The sequence below is a fragment of the Pseudomonas sp. Ma2-10 genome, from assembly GCF_054330215.1.
The window spans coordinates 56,648-72,252 of the sequence record NZ_JBTEYL010000020.1 but is presented as its reverse complement, the minus strand read 5'-3'; the positions used below and the strand labels follow the sequence as shown (position 1 = coordinate 72,252).

Annotated in this window: 14 protein-coding genes and 4 pseudogenes; 15 read left to right on the top strand and 3 right to left on the bottom strand. The window is 58.6% G+C overall.

The genetic code is table 11. The annotated features are described in order from the left end of the window. Nucleotides 1-28: 28 nt before the first annotated feature. The gene (locus tag ACXPVS_RS20760) at nucleotides 29-589 is read left to right on the top strand and encodes an NADPH-dependent FMN reductase (RefSeq protein ID WP_458511601.1); all 561 of its coding nucleotides are present in this window, start codon (nucleotides 29-31) and stop codon (nucleotides 587-589) included. Nucleotides 590-745: 156 nt separating this feature from the next. Here ACXPVS_RS20760 and ACXPVS_RS20755 read toward each other — a convergent pair. After that, a pseudogene (locus tag ACXPVS_RS20755) lies at nucleotides 746-824 on the bottom strand (TetR family transcriptional regulator); the annotation flags it as partial. A gap of 95 nt (nucleotides 825-919) precedes the next feature. Then, the gene (locus ACXPVS_RS20750; protein WP_458511600.1) at nucleotides 920-1,870 is read right to left on the bottom strand and encodes a DUF1853 family protein; all 951 of its coding nucleotides are present in this window, start codon (nucleotides 1,868-1,870) and stop codon (nucleotides 920-922) included. A 115-nt stretch (nucleotides 1,871-1,985) separates the two neighbouring features. Here ACXPVS_RS20750 and ACXPVS_RS20745 point away from each other — a divergent pair, with 115 nt between their 5' ends. From ACXPVS_RS20745 to ACXPVS_RS20710, 8 genes are all read left to right on the top strand, one after another. Then, nucleotides 1,986-2,876 (top strand): NAD(+) kinase, encoded by an 891-nt coding sequence (locus ACXPVS_RS20745; protein ID WP_007906781.1) that lies wholly within the window; start codon nucleotides 1,986-1,988, stop codon nucleotides 2,874-2,876. Further along, nucleotides 2,876-3,847 (top strand): metallophosphoesterase, encoded by a 972-nt coding sequence (locus ACXPVS_RS20740; RefSeq protein WP_458511599.1) that lies wholly within the window; start codon nucleotides 2,876-2,878, stop codon nucleotides 3,845-3,847. Before ACXPVS_RS20745 ends, ACXPVS_RS20740 begins: the two co-directional genes overlap by 1 nt. Then, nucleotides 3,844-4,713 carry a rhomboid family intramembrane serine protease gene (locus ACXPVS_RS20735; protein WP_458511598.1) on the top strand — a complete coding sequence of 290 codons (870 nt, stop codon included), beginning with the start codon at nucleotides 3,844-3,846 and terminating at the stop codon, nucleotides 4,711-4,713. Before ACXPVS_RS20740 ends, ACXPVS_RS20735 begins: the two co-directional genes overlap by 4 nt. Before the next feature lie 33 nt (nucleotides 4,714-4,746). Next, entirely contained in the window at nucleotides 4,747-5,007 is a 261-nt protein-coding gene (locus ACXPVS_RS20730; RefSeq protein WP_008152127.1) for a YeaC family protein, read from the top strand. Then, nucleotides 5,004-5,834, top strand: coding sequence for a DUF2797 domain-containing protein (locus ACXPVS_RS20725; protein ID WP_458511597.1), 831 nt, complete (start codon nucleotides 5,004-5,006; stop codon nucleotides 5,832-5,834). Before ACXPVS_RS20730 ends, ACXPVS_RS20725 begins: the two co-directional genes overlap by 4 nt. 10 nt (nucleotides 5,835-5,844) lie before the next feature. Beyond that, nucleotides 5,845-8,502 carry an aminopeptidase N gene (gene pepN / locus ACXPVS_RS20720; RefSeq protein ID WP_458511596.1) on the top strand — a complete coding sequence of 886 codons (2,658 nt, stop codon included), beginning with the start codon at nucleotides 5,845-5,847 and terminating at the stop codon, nucleotides 8,500-8,502. Between the two features lie 375 nt (nucleotides 8,503-8,877). Then, a complete protein-coding gene (locus ACXPVS_RS20715; protein WP_458511595.1) occupies nucleotides 8,878-9,945 on the top strand; it encodes a WD40/YVTN/BNR-like repeat-containing protein in 1,068 nt (355 codons plus the stop codon). A gap of 28 nt (nucleotides 9,946-9,973) precedes the next feature. After that, the gene (locus ACXPVS_RS20710) at nucleotides 9,974-12,358 is read left to right on the top strand and encodes an efflux RND transporter permease subunit (protein ID WP_458511594.1); all 2,385 of its coding nucleotides are present in this window, start codon (nucleotides 9,974-9,976) and stop codon (nucleotides 12,356-12,358) included. A gap of 134 nt (nucleotides 12,359-12,492) precedes the next feature. On the opposite strand, the pseudogene ACXPVS_RS20705 reads toward ACXPVS_RS20710, so the two are convergent. Next, nucleotides 12,493-12,806 (bottom strand): annotated as a pseudogene (locus ACXPVS_RS20705) (dihydroxy-acid dehydratase domain-containing protein); the annotation flags it as partial. 30 nt (nucleotides 12,807-12,836) lie between these two features. Here ACXPVS_RS20705 and ACXPVS_RS20700 point away from each other — a divergent pair. The 6 genes and pseudogenes from ACXPVS_RS20700 to ACXPVS_RS20675 all read left to right on the top strand — a co-directional run. Next, nucleotides 12,837-12,953: pseudogene (locus tag ACXPVS_RS20700) on the top strand (AraD1 family protein); the annotation flags it as partial. Between the two features lie 189 nt (nucleotides 12,954-13,142). Continuing rightward, nucleotides 13,143-13,439, top strand: coding sequence for a DUF5629 family protein (locus tag ACXPVS_RS20695; protein ID WP_458511593.1), 297 nt, complete (start codon nucleotides 13,143-13,145; stop codon nucleotides 13,437-13,439). Then, nucleotides 13,432-14,601: a lactonase family protein gene (locus ACXPVS_RS20690; RefSeq protein WP_458511625.1), complete on the top strand. Its 1,170-nt coding sequence runs from the start codon at nucleotides 13,432-13,434 to the stop codon at nucleotides 14,599-14,601. The genes ACXPVS_RS20695 and ACXPVS_RS20690 overlap by 8 nt, the downstream gene beginning before the upstream one ends. A gap of 155 nt (nucleotides 14,602-14,756) precedes the next feature. Further along, complete coding sequence (locus ACXPVS_RS20685; protein WP_008157047.1) at nucleotides 14,757-14,936, top strand: hypothetical protein; 180 nt, start codon at nucleotides 14,757-14,759, stop codon at nucleotides 14,934-14,936. Nucleotides 14,937-15,199: 263 nt separating this feature from the next. Further along, a complete protein-coding gene (locus ACXPVS_RS20680; RefSeq protein ID WP_458511592.1) occupies nucleotides 15,200-15,412 on the top strand; it encodes a hypothetical protein in 213 nt (70 codons plus the stop codon). Next, a pseudogene (locus ACXPVS_RS20675) lies at nucleotides 15,409-15,602 on the top strand (hypothetical protein). The gene ACXPVS_RS20680 and the pseudogene ACXPVS_RS20675 overlap by 4 nt, the downstream one beginning before the upstream one ends. The last annotated feature ends 3 nt before the right edge of the window (nucleotides 15,603-15,605 follow it).

Here is a 15,605-nt window from a genome sequence, read left to right as displayed (position 1 = left end):
CTTTCCATCGGACAGTCGAGAATCTTCCATGAGCAACGTCTATACGATCGCTGTACTGGTCGGCAGCTTGAGAAAGGAATCGATCAATCGCAAGGTGGCGCTGGCCCTGGCCGAGCTGGCACCCGCCAATCTCAAACTGGTTATCGTCGAAATCGGCGATCTGCCGCTCTACAACGAGGACATCGATGGTGCTTCACCGCCGGCAGCCTACAGCACTTTCCGGCAACAAGTGAGCTCATCCGACGCGGTGCTGTTTGTAACCCCCGAATACAACCGTTCGGTGCCTGCACCGATGAAGAACGCGATCGATGTGGGTTCGCGTCCCTATGGCAAGAGTGCCTGGAGCGGCAAGCCCGGAGCGGTGATCAGTGCTTCGCCGGGCGCTATCGGGGGGTTTGGCGCCAACCATCACCTGCGCCAGTCTATGGTGTTTCTGGATGTGCCGTGCATGCAGCAACCGGAAGCTTATCTGAGCGGTGCCGGTTCAGCATTCGATGAGGCGGGCAACCTGTCCGAGTCGCTAAAACCGTTCCTGCAAAAATTCATCAATGCTTATGGTCTTTGGGTCGAACAACACAAGAAGGTGTGACAAATCTTCTACGTTACGGCGTACTGGTCAATCGGCTACAGATCAGTGCTTCCATTCGGGTTATAGGTCAGACGTGCCAAGCGTTTGATCCGGATGGGCCCGCGAAGCTTGCGTGCACGACGTGAAGGTCCAGACGCAGCATCAAGACGTCCCGACCGTGCCGAACGTAGCCTGATCGCAAGGCTTCCTTACTCGGGAAATAGTCGTACAGCGTACCAATGGCAACGCCGGCTTCTTGTCAAAGTCTGCTGCTGGACGCGGCGGGGGGCTTTGCCTGGGCGGCGTTGCCTATGGCCCGTTAGGAGCGGGTCAGCCCGGACGCTACAAAACTCAGCCATTACCCGGCACATTCGGCCAAAGATCCGCCACCAGAAACAGCCGCTCGGCCTCTTCCCAATCGCCCTGGGCGTTTTCGATGAGTCGCACCAGCAACTGCGCCGGGGCGAGTGGCTCCAGCTCGCTGAGCCAGGCATTCAGCTGTCCAGTGCTCCAGGTCTGCTCCGCCGGATAGTGGGCCGGCGCCAGCCAGGCATGGCGGGGTAGGGGTTGCCAGCGACCGAACGGGCGCTGTACGACAAAGTCTGACCAGTCCTTCTGATGCAGCCAGCTACCGCGTAAATGCTGGGGGTGTGCACCCTTCGGTGGCTCGGCCTGCCCCGGCCACGGATACAGCAAATAGCCCCCCAGCCACAAATGCGCACTGAACTGCTGGATATCCAGCGCCGCCAATACTTCGCGGCTCTCCGGGCGCGCCGAAATCGGCAATTGGTGCTGAGTCAGATGGGCCAGTTTGCGGTCCAGCCGATCGTGACAGCCGGGACCGAGCCACTGAGCTGTGTCGTGTCCGTCGCCATTTTGCGGGCCAAGGTAAAGTTTGATCGCCAGTTCCAGATGATGCACCCCGTCACGGTCGCGCAGCAGCATGTCCAACTCGCCCAGCGTGTGGCCTTCGCGGCGGATCGGCATATTGGCGGCAATCAGGTCGGTACCCGGCGCGTGCCGCACGGCGTATTGCCAGAGGCGTTCGTAGTACAAGCCCAATCGCCGGGTTCGGGCCTGCGCCAGCCAATGCAGCAAGTCATAACTGTCGTGATCGAGTTGCCGCAGCCACCGTTCCAGCCGCTCCGGTGCCTGGACCCAGTCACTGCCGGCCAGCGGATGACGCTGCGGCCACGTCGTGACGCCAAGCATCGGCGGCGCGAGGATGACCCAGGCCAGGTCGCGCACTTCGGGATGGCGCAACTGGTGGGGTAACTGCAGCAAATCGGGAAATAGGATCATCTTGCGAGCATAGCCTCAATCGTGAGTACACCGTTGTGGCTGAAAGGATTTTGTCTATCCCGCGCTTTCGCCCATAATCGTGTTTTTCGCCGCCGCGCCCTTCATTAGGAGCCCCATGGAGCAATTTCGTAATATCGGCATCATCGGTCGCCTTGGCAGTTCACAGGTGCTGGATACCGTCCGCCGACTGAAACGGTTTCTGCTCGATCGTCACCTGCACGTGATCCTCGAAGACACCATCGCCGAAGTGCTGCCGGGTCATGGCTTGCAAACCTCCTCGCGCAAGATGCTCGGCGAAGTATGTGACATGGTGATTGTGGTCGGGGGTGACGGCAGCCTGTTGGGCGCCGCGCGGGCACTGGCCCGGCACAATATTCCGGTGCTCGGCATCAACCGTGGCAGCCTGGGCTTTCTGACCGATATTCGTCCCGATGAGCTGGAAGTCAAAGTCGCCGAAGTGCTCGACGGCCACTATCTGGTGGAAAACCGCTTCCTGCTACAAGCCGAAGTCCGCCGCCACGCCGAGGCCATCGGTCAGGGCGACGCGCTGAACGACGTGGTGCTGCACCCCGGCAAATCGACGCGGATGATTGAGTTCGAGTTGTACATTGACGGCCAGTTCGTCTGTAGCCAGAAGGCCGATGGCCTGATCGTCGCCACGCCGACCGGCTCGACGGCCTACGCACTATCGGCGGGCGGCCCGATCATGCATCCCAAGCTCGACGCTATTGTGATTGTGCCGATGTACCCCCATACCTTGTCGGGCAGGCCGATTGTGGTCGATGGCAACAGTGAGCTGAAAATCGTCGTGTCCAAAGATATGCAGATTTACCCGCAAGTCTCCTGTGACGGGCAGAACCATTTCACCTGCGCGCCGGGTGACACCATCACAATCAGCAAGAAAGCCCAAAAGCTGCGGCTGATTCACCCGCTTGACCATAACTACTATGAAGTCTGCCGGACTAAACTCGGCTGGGGCAGCAAGTTGGGTGGTGGAGGCGACTGATGCTCGATCCCGCGCGTAGCTACGACCTGATCGGTGACGTGCACGGTTGCGCTCTGACACTTGAGCACTTGCTCGACCGGCTCGGTTACCAAAAACACGGTGGTGTCTGGCGGCATCCGTCGCGCATGGCGGTGTTCGTCGGCGACATCATCGACCGCGGTCCGCGGATTCGCGAAGCGCTGCACATCGTTCACGACATGGTCGAAGCCGGCCAGGCGCTGTGCATCATGGGCAACCATGAGTTCAACGCCCTCGGTTGGAGCGCGCCAGCGCCGGCGGGCAGCGGCAAGCAGTTCGTGCGTGAACACACCCCGCGCCATGCCCGTTTGCTGAACGAAACCCTGACCCAATTCGAAGACCATCCGGCTGACTGGCATGATTTCCTGCAATGGTTCTATGAGATGCCATTGTTCGTCGATGCCGGGCGTTTTCGCGTGGTGCATGCCTGCTGGGACGCGGGCCTGATCGAACCATTGCGCGCGCTATTCCCCAACGGCTGCGTTGATGAGCATTTTCTCCAGGCCTCGGCCGTACCGGGCAGTTTCGCCTGCACCGTGTTTGACCGCCTGCTGCGCGGCACTGACATGCGCTTGCCTCATGGGTTGACCATGACCAGTGGCGATGGCCTGACGCGTTCGTTCTTCCGCACAAAGTTCTGGGAAGACAACCCGCAAACCTATGGAGACATCGTGTTCCAGCCCGACGCCTTGCCCGACCCCGTGGCCCGGACGCCGCTGTCGTCCACTGAAAAAAATACCTTGCTGCGCTACGGCGTCGATGAGCCACTGTTGTTCGTGGGCCATTACTGGCGCAGCGGCAAACCAGTGCCGATCCGGCCGAACCTGGCCTGTCTGGATTACAGCGCGGTGCTCTACGGCAAGCTGGTCGCCTACCGTCTGGATCAGGAAACCCGTCTCGACCCGCATAAATTTGTCTGGGTCGATGTCGAGCGCCCGGAGGTGCTGCAATGAGCGCCATTGCGGTTTTACGTCTGCCGCTGGCGGTGGATTTGAGCGGGTTCGTCAAACTGTTGCAGCGCATGCAGGTGCCGCATCGGGTCAGTGAAGAGGCGGGTGAGCAGGTGCTGTGGGTGCCGGCCAACATCAGCGAAGACGTGCGTGTGTTGTACGAACGCTTCCCGGCCGGTGATCCCGATCAACAACTGGACATTCCGGTGGCGCAAACCATAAAGCGCCCAAGTTTCGTCGAGCAACTGCGCCACGCCAAGGCGACAGCGTTCGTGTTGCTGCTGAGCCTGCTTGTCGGTGCCGTGACGCTGCTGGGCGAAAACCTCGACACGATGCGCTGGCTGACCTTCCTTGATTTCCGTGTTGTCGGCGAGTACATCCATTTCGTGCCCTTGGCCGACAGCCTGGCGGCGGGGCAATGGTGGCGTCTGGTGACGCCGATGCTGATCCACTTCGGCATCCTGCACCTGGCCATGAATGGCATGTGGTATTGGGAGCTGGGGCGGCGCATCGAGTCGCGCCAGGGGAGTATCAACCTGATCGGCCTGACGTTGCTGTTCGGGCTGGTCTCGAACTACGCCCAGTTTGTTTTCAGTGGCCCGACGCTGTTTGGCGGGTTGTCCGGCGTGCTGTACGGCCTCCTCGGGCATTGCTGGATCTTTCAACTGTTGTCGCCAACCCCGGCTTATCGCCTGCCGCGCGGCGTGCTGGTGATGATGCTGGTGTGGCTGGTGCTGTGCCTGTCCGGGTTGGTCTCGATGATCGGCTTCGGTGAAATTGCCAATGCGGCCCACGTCGGCGGGTTGCTCATCGGATGCTTGACCGGTTTGTTGGGTGGTTTGTACAACCGCCGTAAACTGGCCGCCTAAAACTGTTATGTATTTAAGAGCGCGGAGCCCTTGATGTCCTCTTTTAACGAAATGATCAACAACATAACCCCTGATATCTACCAGAGCCTGAAACTGGCGGTGGAAATCGGTAAATGGTCCGACGGTGGCAAACTCACCGCCGAACAACGCGAACTGTCGCTGCAAGCGATGATTGCCTGGGAAATCCAGAACCTGCCCGAAGACCAGCGCACCGGTTACATGGGCGTGCAGGAGTGCGGCTCCAAGTCAATCGAAGTGCCGAATATTCTGTTCAAATCGGATGCCGTCCATTGAACGAGATTGGCCGCGGTGCAAGCAGCAAAATGTCGGCGCGCCTTGACGGGTCGAACGTGCAGTACGCGTTTCGTCTGGACGACGTCGAGGTGCCGGTCAATCCGTTGATCGGGACTACGGTGCGCCTGGAATACCTGGGGGCGATTCATTGCTCCCATTGCGGACGCAAGACCAAAACCAGTTTCAGTCAGGGTTACTGCTACCCGTGCATGACCAAACTGGCCCAATGCGATATCTGCATCATGAGCCCGGAGCGTTGTCACTATGACGCTGGCACCTGCCGTGAGCCGGCGTGGGGCGAGAAGTTCTGCATGACGGATCACATTGTGTATCTGTCCAACTCTTCGGGGGTGAAGGTCGGGATTACCCGCGCCACCCAGTTGCCGACCCGTTGGATCGATCAGGGCGCCTGTCAGGCTTTGCCAATCATGCGTGTCTCGACCCGTCAGCAGTCGGGCTTCGTCGAAGACTTGTTCCGCAGTCAGGTGGCGGACAAAACCAACTGGCGTGCTTTACTCAAGGGCGATGCGGTGTCGGTCGACCTGGCTCAGGTTCGTGACCAGCTGTTCGACAGTTGCGCCGAAGGATTGCACTGTTTGCAGGAACGATTCGGCCTACAGGCGATCCAGACCATTGCCGATGTAGAAACGCTCGAAATCCGCTATCCGGTCGAGCAATACCCGGCCAAGATCGTCAGTTTCAACCTAGACAAGAATCCGATTGCCGAAGGCACGCTGTTGGGAATCAAGGGCCAGTACCTGATTTTCGACACCGGCGTAATCAATATTCGTAAATACACGGCCTACCAGCTCGCCGTGCATCAGTAAGGACTCCAGCATGCGCACCGAACAACCGAAGATGATTTACCTGAAGGACTATCAGGCGCCCGAGTACCTGATCGACGAGACGCACCTGACCTTCGAGTTGTTCGAGGACCACAGCCTGGTCCATGCGCAACTGGTAATGCGCCGCAACCCTGACCGTGGCCCGGGCCTGCCGCCGCTGGTGCTGGATGGCCAGCAGCTTGAATTGATGTCAGTCACCCTGGCTGACCACGAGCTGAGCGACGCGGACTACCAACTGACCGAGCATCACCTGACCCTGCACCCGACCAGCACCACCTTCACGGTCGACACCAGCGTCAAGATCCATCCGGAAACCAACACTGCGCTGGAAGGCCTGTACAAATCCGGCACGATGTTCTGTACCCAGTGCGAGGCCGAAGGCTTTCGCAAGATCACCTATTACCTCGACCGTCCAGACGTGATGAGTACGTTCACCACCACGGTGGTTGCCGAACAACATAGCTATCCGGTGTTGCTGTCCAACGGTAACCCGATTGCCTCCGGTCCCGGCGAAGACGGCCGGCACTGGGCGACCTGGGAAGATCCGTTCAAGAAACCTGCCTACCTGTTCGCGCTGGTGGCCGGTGATTTGTGGGGCGTTGAAGACACCTTCACCACCATGACCGATCGCTCCGTGGCACTGCGCATTTATGTCGAGCCGGAAAACATCGACAAGTGCCAGCACGCCATGAACAGCCTGAAGAAGTCCATGCGCTGGGACGAAGAGGTATACGGTCGTGAGTACGATCTGGACATCTTCATGATCGTCGCGGTCAATGACTTCAACATGGGCGCCATGGAGAACAAGGGCCTCAACATCTTCAACTCGAGCGCCGTGCTGGCCCGCGCCGAAACCGCCACCGACGCCGCGCACCAGCGGGTCGAGGCGATTGTTGCCCACGAGTACTTCCACAACTGGTCGGGCAACCGTGTGACCTGCCGCGACTGGTTTCAGTTGTCGCTGAAGGAAGGCTTCACCGTGTTCCGCGATTCGGGCTTCTCCGCCGACATGAACTCGGCCACGGTCAAGCGCATCCAGGACGTGGCATACCTGCGCACCCACCAGTTCGCCGAAGATGCTGGTCCCATGGCTCACGCCGTGCGCCCGGACAGCTTCATCGAGATTTCCAACTTCTACACCCTGACCGTGTACGAAAAGGGTTCGGAAGTGGTCGGCATGATCCATACCTTGCTCGGCGCCGAAGGCTTCCGCAAAGGCAGCGACCTGTACTTCGATCGTCATGACGGTCAGGCCGTGACCTGCGACGACTTCATTAAAGCAATGGAAGACGCCAATGGTGTCGACCTGACCCAGTTCAAGCGCTGGTACAGCCAGGCCGGCACACCGCGTTTGGCGGTCAGCGAGTCCTACGACGCAGCGGCGAAAACCTACAGCCTGACGTTCCGTCAAAGCTGCCCGGCAACCCCGGACAAGGTTGAGAAGTTGCCGTTCGTGATCCCGGTTGAATTGGGCCTGCTGGACTCCAACGGCGCGGCCATTGCGTTGCGTCTTTCCGGTGAAGCCAGCGCTCAGGGCACCTCACGGGTCATTTCAGTGACCGACGCCGAGCAGACATTCACCTTCATCGACATTGCGGAGCAGCCATTGCCTTCGTTGTTGCGTGGCTTTTCGGCGCCGGTAAAGCTGAGCTTCCCGTACAACCGCGATCAACTGATGTTCCTGATGCAGCACGACAGCGACGGCTTCAATCGCTGGGATGCGGGTCAGCAATTGTCAGTTCAGGTGCTGCAAGAGCTGATTGCTCAGCAGCAAAAGGGCGAGAGACTGGTGCTGGATCAGCGTTTGATTTCTGCCTTGCGCACTGTGTTGTCGGACGAGACGCTGGACCAGGCGATGGTCGCGGAAATGCTTTCGCTGCCGGGCGAAGCGTATCTGACCGAGATCAGCGAAGTGGCTGACGTTGACGCCATTCACATCGCTCGCGAGTTTGCTCGCAAGCAATTGGCGGACAATCTGTTCGAGGCGTTGTGGCTGCGTTATCAGGCTAATCGCGATCTCTCGAAGCACACCCCGTATGTGGCTGAGGCCGAACACTTTGCGCGTCGCGCGTTGCAGAACATCGCACTGTCTTACCTGATGCTCAGCGGCAAGCCGCAAGTGTTGGCGGCGACGTTGGAGCAATTCGAGACCAGCGACAACATGACCGAGCGCCTGACGGCATTGGCGGTATTGGTGAATTCGCCGAACGAAGAAGAGAAGGCCACGGCACTGGCGAGTTTTGCCGAGCACTTCAAAGATAATCCGCTGGTCATGGATCAGTGGTTCAGCGTCCAGGCGGGCAGCGTGTTGCCCGGTGGTCTGGAGCGGGTCAAGGCGTTGATGCTACACCCGGCGTTCAATATCAAGAACCCGAACAAGGTTCGCGCACTGGTCGGCGCGTTTGCCGGGCAGAACCTGATCAACTTCCATGCGGCCGATGGTTCGGGTTATCGGTTCCTCGCGGATCTGGTGATCGAACTGAACGGGTTTAATCCGCAGATCGCTTCTCGGCAGTTGGCGCCGCTGACTCGCTGGCGCAAGTATGACGATGCGCGTCAGGCGTTGATGAAAGGTGAGTTGGAGCGGATTCGCGCTTCGGGTCAACTGTCCAGCGACGTGTTTGAAGTGGTCAGCAAAAGCCTGGCCTGACTCTGGGTTCGCTCCTGCAGCGGTTGACTCAACCCCCTGTAGGAGCTGAGCTTGCGCGCGATGGCGGCCTGACAGCCGACCATTTTATTTCAGGTGTACCTCTCCATTTCTGCGGTAACGGATCTACACCCCCATCGAAATCACCCCTCCGAATACCTCCCCATTCACTCACGCCCGTTATACCCCCCAGTTAACAAAACATAACGTGGCGTCGATTGTCAGACCTTTCCAAACCCCGATAGGATAAGCCAGCTTCCGAAGGGGCTCTAGATTGCGTATTTCAGGACTATGCTCCAGAAAAGGCAATCCCAAAGAGCATCCCTTACGGCGCCCTGAAAGGTTGAACGGCCTAACAATAATAATGGGGGAAGGTCTATGAGTGAGCCTGTCATGGGTGTGGGTATCTGCCGCCCGCCGGCATTACGCAAAATCGCGTTGCTGGCTACAGCGCTCTCGCTGTTGGGCTGTGCCGTGCTGTCGGCACCTGTGCTGGCCGCTGCTGCGCCAGCATCCGACATTGTTTATTCCATTGAGTCTGCCCAAGCCAGCAAGAGCCTGATGCTCGACGTCGTGCACGCCGGCAAGCGCCTGGTGGCGGTCGGGGATCGCGGGCACATTTTGTATTCCGATGACCAAGGCGCGACCTGGACCCAAGCCAAGGTGCCGACGCGGCAACTGTTGACGTCGGTGTTTTTCGTCGACGACAAGCACGGTTGGGCCGTCGGACATGATGCGCAGATCCTCGCGAGCGAGGACGGCGGCGTCACCTGGATCAAGCAATTCGAAGATTTGAAACGCGAATCGCCGCTGCTCGACGTCTGGTTTCTGGACGTCAATAGCGGCTTTGCCGTAGGCGCTTACGGGGCGTTGCTGGCCACCACCGACGGCGGCAAGCACTGGGAAGATGTCAGCGATCGCCTCGACAACGAAGACCAGTACCACCTCAACGCCATCGCCGCGGTCAAGGATTCCGGCCTGTTCATCGTTGGCGAGCAGGGCAGCATGTTCCGCTCCGCCGACTGGGGCCAGACCTGGGAGAAGCTTGAAGGTCCCTATGAGGGTTCACTGTTTGGCGTGATCGGCACCGCTCAGGCCAATACGCTGCTGGTCTATGGGCTGCGGGGCAATCTGTTTAGCTCCACCGATTTCGGTACGACCTGGGAGCCGATTGAGCTCAAGGCCGTTCGCGGTGTGCTGGAATTCGGTCTGTCCGGTGCGACGCTGCTCGAGGACGGTTCCATCGTGATCGTCGGCAACGGTGGCTCGGTGATCCGCAGCGACGACAACGGCGAAACCTTCAGCGTGTTCAACCGTTCGGATCGCATTGCCGTTTCGGCGGTCACCGCAGCGGGCAATGGCAATCTGATTCTGGCAGGACAAGGTGGCGTTCGCGTCACTTCGCCAACCGGGGCAGAGAATGGAAAAAATGGGTCGTCCAAATGAGCCGGGCAAATAATAAGAGGGCGGGTCTATGACATCCTTGAGCACTCATCATCATGACAAGGCGACGTTTCTCGAACGCCTGATTTTCAACAACCGCCCGGCAGTGATCGTCATCTGCCTGCTGGTCAGTATTTTCCTGTTCTGGCAGGCGACGCTGATCCGGCCATCCACCAGTTTCGAAAAAATGATCCCGCTTGATCATCCGTTCATTCAAAAGATGATGGAGCATCGCAACGATCTGGCGAATCTGGGCAACACGGTGCGCATCTCGGTGGAAGCCACTGATGGCGACATCTTTTCCAAGGATTACATGGAGACTCTGCGTCAGATCAATGACGAGGTGTTCTACATTTCCGGTGTTGACCGTTCCGGCCTCAAGTCGCTGTGGAGCCCGAGCGTGCGCTGGACTGAAGTGACCGAGGAAGGCTTCGCCGGTGGTGAAGTGATTCCGCAGAGCTACAACGGCTCCCAGCAAAGCCTCGACCTGTTGCGCAACAACGTGCTCAAGTCCGGTCAGGTCGGGCGTCTGGTGGCCAACAACTTCAAGTCGAGTATTGTCGATATCCCGCTGCTGGAGTCCTACCCGGACCCGCAAGATCAAGGCAAGTTGCTGGCGCTGGACTATCGCAAGTTCTCTCACGAACTCGAAGACAAGATCCGCAACAAATTCGAAGCCCAGAACCCTAACGTGAAAATCCACATCGTCGGATTCGCCAAGAAAGTCGGCGACCTGATCGATGGGCTGATCATGGTGGTGATGTTCTTCGGCATCGCCTTCATCATCACGTTGATTCTGCTTTACTGGTTCACCAACTGTATGCGCAGCACCGTGGCGGTGTTGAGCACCACGTTGGTGGCGGTGGTCTGGCAGCTCGGTTTGATGCACTTCTTTGGTTTCGGGCTCGATCCCTACTCGATGCTGGTGCCGTTCCTGATCTTCGCCATTGGTATTTCCCACGGTGTGCAGAAGATCAACGGTATTGCCTTGCAGTCCAGCGAGGCAGAAAACGCCTTGACTGCGGCGCGGCGCACGTTCCGTCAGCTGTTCCTGCCGGGGATGATTGCGATCCTTGCGGATGCGGTGGGTTTTATCACGCTGCTGATCATCGATATCGGGGTGATTCGTGAACTGGCTATCGGCGCGTCCATCGGCGTGGCGGTGATCGTGTTCACCAACCTGATCCTGCTGCCAGTGGCAATTTCCTACGTTGGTATCAGCAAGCGCGCCGTCGAGCGCAGCAAGAAAGACGCGCGCCGGGAACACCCGTTCTGGCGTCTGCTGTCGAATTTTGCCAGCCCGAAAGTAGCGCAGGTGTCCATCGTGCTGGCGCTGCTGGCCTTCGGCGGCGGCCTCTGGTACAGCCAGAACCTGAAAATCGGTGACCTTGATCAGGGCGCTCCGGAACTGCGTCCGGACTCGCGCTATAACCAGGACAACAACTTCATCATCAGCAATTACTCCACCAGTTCCGACGTGTTGGTGGTGATGGTCAAGACCAAGTCCGAAGGCTGCTCGCATTACGAAACCATGGCGCCGATCGACGAGCTGATGTGGAAGATGCAGAACACCGAGGGCGTGCAGTCGGCGATCTCGCTGGTGACCGTGTCCAAGCAGATGATCAAGGGCATGAACGAGGGCAACATGAAATGGGAAACCTTGTCGCGTAACCCGGACGTGCTGAACAACTCGATCGCTCGGGCTGATGGTCTGTACAACAACAGTTGCTCCCTGGCGCCGGTGCTGGTGTTCCTCAACGATCACAAGGCCGCCACGCTGGATCGCGCCGTGCATGCGGTGCAAGACTTCGCCAAGGAGAACAACAAGGAAGGCCTGGAATTCATCCTCGCCTCCGGTAACGCCGGGATCGAGGCCGCCACCAACGAGGTGATCAAGGAATCCGAGCTGACCATCCTGATCCTGGTGTACATCTGCGTGGCGACCATGTGCATGATCACCTTCCGCTCCTGGGCCGCGACGTTATGCATCGTGCTGCCGCTGGTCCTGACCTCGGTACTGGGCAACGCGCTCATGGCCTTCATGGGCATCGGCGTGAAAGTCGCGACCCTGCCGGTTGTGGCGCTCGGGGTGGGGATTGGCGTGGATTACGGCATTTACATCTACAGCCGTCTGGAAAGTTTCTTGCGTGCAGGCCTGCCGCTACAAGAGGCGTATTACCAGACGTTGAAATCCACCGGTAAAGCCGTGTTGTTCACCGGCCTGTGCCTGGCGATTGGCGTGTGCACCTGGATCTTTTCGGCCATCAAGTTCCAGGCCGACATGGGCCTGATGCTGACCTTCATGCTGCTCTGGAACATGTTTGGCGCACTGTGGCTGCTGCCAGCGTTGGCGCGGTTCCTGATCAAGCCGGAGAAACTGGCGGGGCAGAAGGGCAACTCGTTATTCGCTCACTGATCCCAGGCTGAAATAGAAAAGCCGCAACTCAGGTTGCGGCTTTTTTTGTGCGATTTTTTGACTTTACGCTATGACAATTCGGTGCCGGGCAGCGCGTTCAATGCACTACGCGCATCATCCAACTGCACCAGAGTCAAGTTGGCTTCACCCAAGCGACGCAGCACCGCTGGCAGGCCACCGGCGTAGTAGAACTCTTCCATCAGGAAACGTCCGCAAGGTTGCAGGTCGACGATGGTCGGTATGCCGCGACCGATGCGCCCGGCAATGGCTTTCAAGTGGATCACTGCGTTGGTCGAACCATCTGCGCCGCGCGCATGCCGGACATGTGCGCCAGCACATAACGATGCGCACCGACGGCAGGAATCGCCGCGTTGTGGGGCAGGGAGGTGCCCAGTGCTTCAGCCATGCAGGCCAGGGTCGACGCGGTGCCCATTGTGTTGCAGGTGCCTGTGATAGAGCGCAAAAACCTCGAGTACCTCGCACCCAGCCGGGTGAGGTGTTCGAGATCAGTCAGGCCGAGTTCGGTGCACCGTTAATCAATGGGATTGCACTGGTTGACGCGGCGTTCGAGCCCGGCACCGTTGGCACCCTTTAAGGAGATAGGCCCGATCTCCGCCGGAGCGCCAACCGTTTCCTGCGCCCGGCCGCTGCGCATTCAGCGGTTGGTGGATGGCCAGCCATCCCGCGACTTCCTGTAACGGTCGAATGATCGTTCCCACTCTGTGGGAACGATCATGGGGGGATGAGCTATCATTGCGTCTTTCCCCTTCAAAGATTGACTGCCATGACTGCCGCAACCGACACCTTGCTCGCCACCCTCGAACACTGCGATATGGTGGAAATCGACGGGCTGCACGCCTTCGAGTTCTCCCTTGATGAAGACGATAATCTGCACATCGAATGCATAGACGGTCGTGCGTCCAAGCACTGGGAGTTCACTCCGCTCGAAGTCGAGGCTGCGACCTTCGATCCAACCCTGCAAAGCTGGCTGATCACCGGCAGTTCCGGTGAACACCGGTTGGTGTGCATGACCGCGTTCGGTGGTGGTGAGGACGAGGAAGAAGCGAATGAGGATGCGTAAACTCTGGCCACTGTTGATGGCCGGCAGCGTCGGCGCGATGGGTTTTCAGGTTGCCTCGGCCGACGACTATCAGTTGCTGGTCGGTTCTTACACAGCCGGCCAAAGCCAGGGGATTTATCGCCTGAACTTCGACAGCACTACCGGGCAGATCAATGCCAAACCACTGCAAGTGGTCAAGAGCGACAATCCATCCTGGCTGACCCTGTCCAAGGATCAGCGTCACCTGTTCGTGGTCAATGAAAACGGCCCGGGACAGACCGATCCGGTAGGGCGCGTCAGCAGTTATGCGATCGATCCCCAAACCCATGCCCTGAGCCTGATCAGTCAGGTGCAAAGCCTGGGCAGCGAGCCGACGCATTCGAGTCTCGGCGTTGAAGCCAGTCACCTGTTTGTCAGCAACTATTCGGTGGCTGAAGATCCGGGCGGTACGCTGGCAGTATTGCCGGTGGGCGTCGATGGCAAGCTCAAACCCGTGGTGCAGATGAGCAGCCATCCATCAAGCCGGGTCAATCCCGAACGGCAGATGTCGGCGCACGTGCATTCAACGGTTTCGTCGCCGGACGGCAAGTATGTGTTCTCCAATGACTTGGGCGCCGACAAGATCTTTGTCTACCGCTTCGACCCAAAGGCCAACCCGGAACTGCCCTTGACCGCCGCGACACCGGCGTCCGTCCAGTTGCCTCCCGGTAGCGGGCCGCGTCATCTGCTGTTCAGCGGCGATGGCAAGCACGCGTGGCTGACCATGGAAATGAGTGCGCAGGTGGCGGTATTCGATTACAAGGACGGCCAACTCAAGCAAACGCAAATGGTCGAGTTGGCGACGGGTCAACCCGTTTCGGACAAGGCAGCCGCAGCGCTTCACGCGTCACGCGATGGCAAGTTCCTCTACGTCAGCAACCGTGGCACCGCCAATCAGCTGCTGGTGTTCGCCATCGATCCTGCGAGCGGGCACCTTAAGGAGCTGCAGCGCCGCTCCGTAGAAGGTGATCACCCGCGCGAGTTCAGCCTCGATCCAAGTGGCAAGTTCTTGCTGATCGCCAATCAGAAAAGCAACCAGATTGTCGTCGTCGAGCGCGATTCAACGACAGGCCTGCTGGGTAAAACCGTGCAAAAACTACCGATGGATGCCCCGAGCGACCTCAAGTTCCTGGTGCGTCAATAGGCCGCAGGCCCCGGTTGAAGGGGCCTGCATCCTTCTATTAATAACGCTGATATTTGCTAACGCTACAAAAGATTTCAATGTGCCAACCTCGAAGGTTAAGTTTACTTCACGGCCCCACCGGGCAAGCAAGCCAACTGAATCCGAGGAACATCGCCATGAACTTCAATCTCTTCTCCGTAATTGCTGCTTCCGCTATCTCTGCCACCGTTGCTTTGCCAGCCAGCGCCAGCGTTGAAATCAGCGACAAAAAATCCCACGCCCAAAGCTACACCCAGAAATACCTGCAACAGAGCGCCAACTTTTACGCGGCTCTGGATCACAAGACTCAAGCCTGAACGTTGAACCCTGCATAACGCGTGTACTTCTATTTCTCTATTCCACCCCCATTCTTTCGGTAGCCCAGCCCAGCCCAGCCCGGCCCGGCCCGTTGCAGGCGAGCCGGATGCGGCCCGCGAACGCATGATGAGTTTTATAGAAGACTGAGATAGCTTGGTTTAATGATTAACGAAGTTGATGGTTACTATGGATAACCCTGAGTGGTTATCACCGTTTTTTTGATCAATTCTGTGGGCGTCGAAACGTGCCAGCGGAGAACATCATGGCCAGCTCAATCATCACTTCTGCCAAACACGGCGCTTATCTGGCTATCGGTCTTTACGTAGCCTTGGTGCTGGTTGTCAGCCTCTCGTCTCAATCGCGTCAACGTCTTGAGGCGCCGGTTCAAGTCGCTCACCCCGGCATCCAATTTGAACACCGTTCGCACAATGCGGTGGTCGATCAGGCTGAACTCGTAGGCGTTGCCGGGGAATGAAAGGGCACAGGCTTTGGGTCATCGCCTTCCTGGTGTTCATGACCAATGGACCTTCCTTGCTCGTAACATTGAAACCGCGAAGGCACTGGGGCTGCTCGCCAGCAACCCGCCGATCAAACGCCACGGCAGTTTTTTCGGGCCGTTCCACCTGGATTGCTCGGCGTTAGAAATGTGTGCAGTGTTGGCGTGAGTC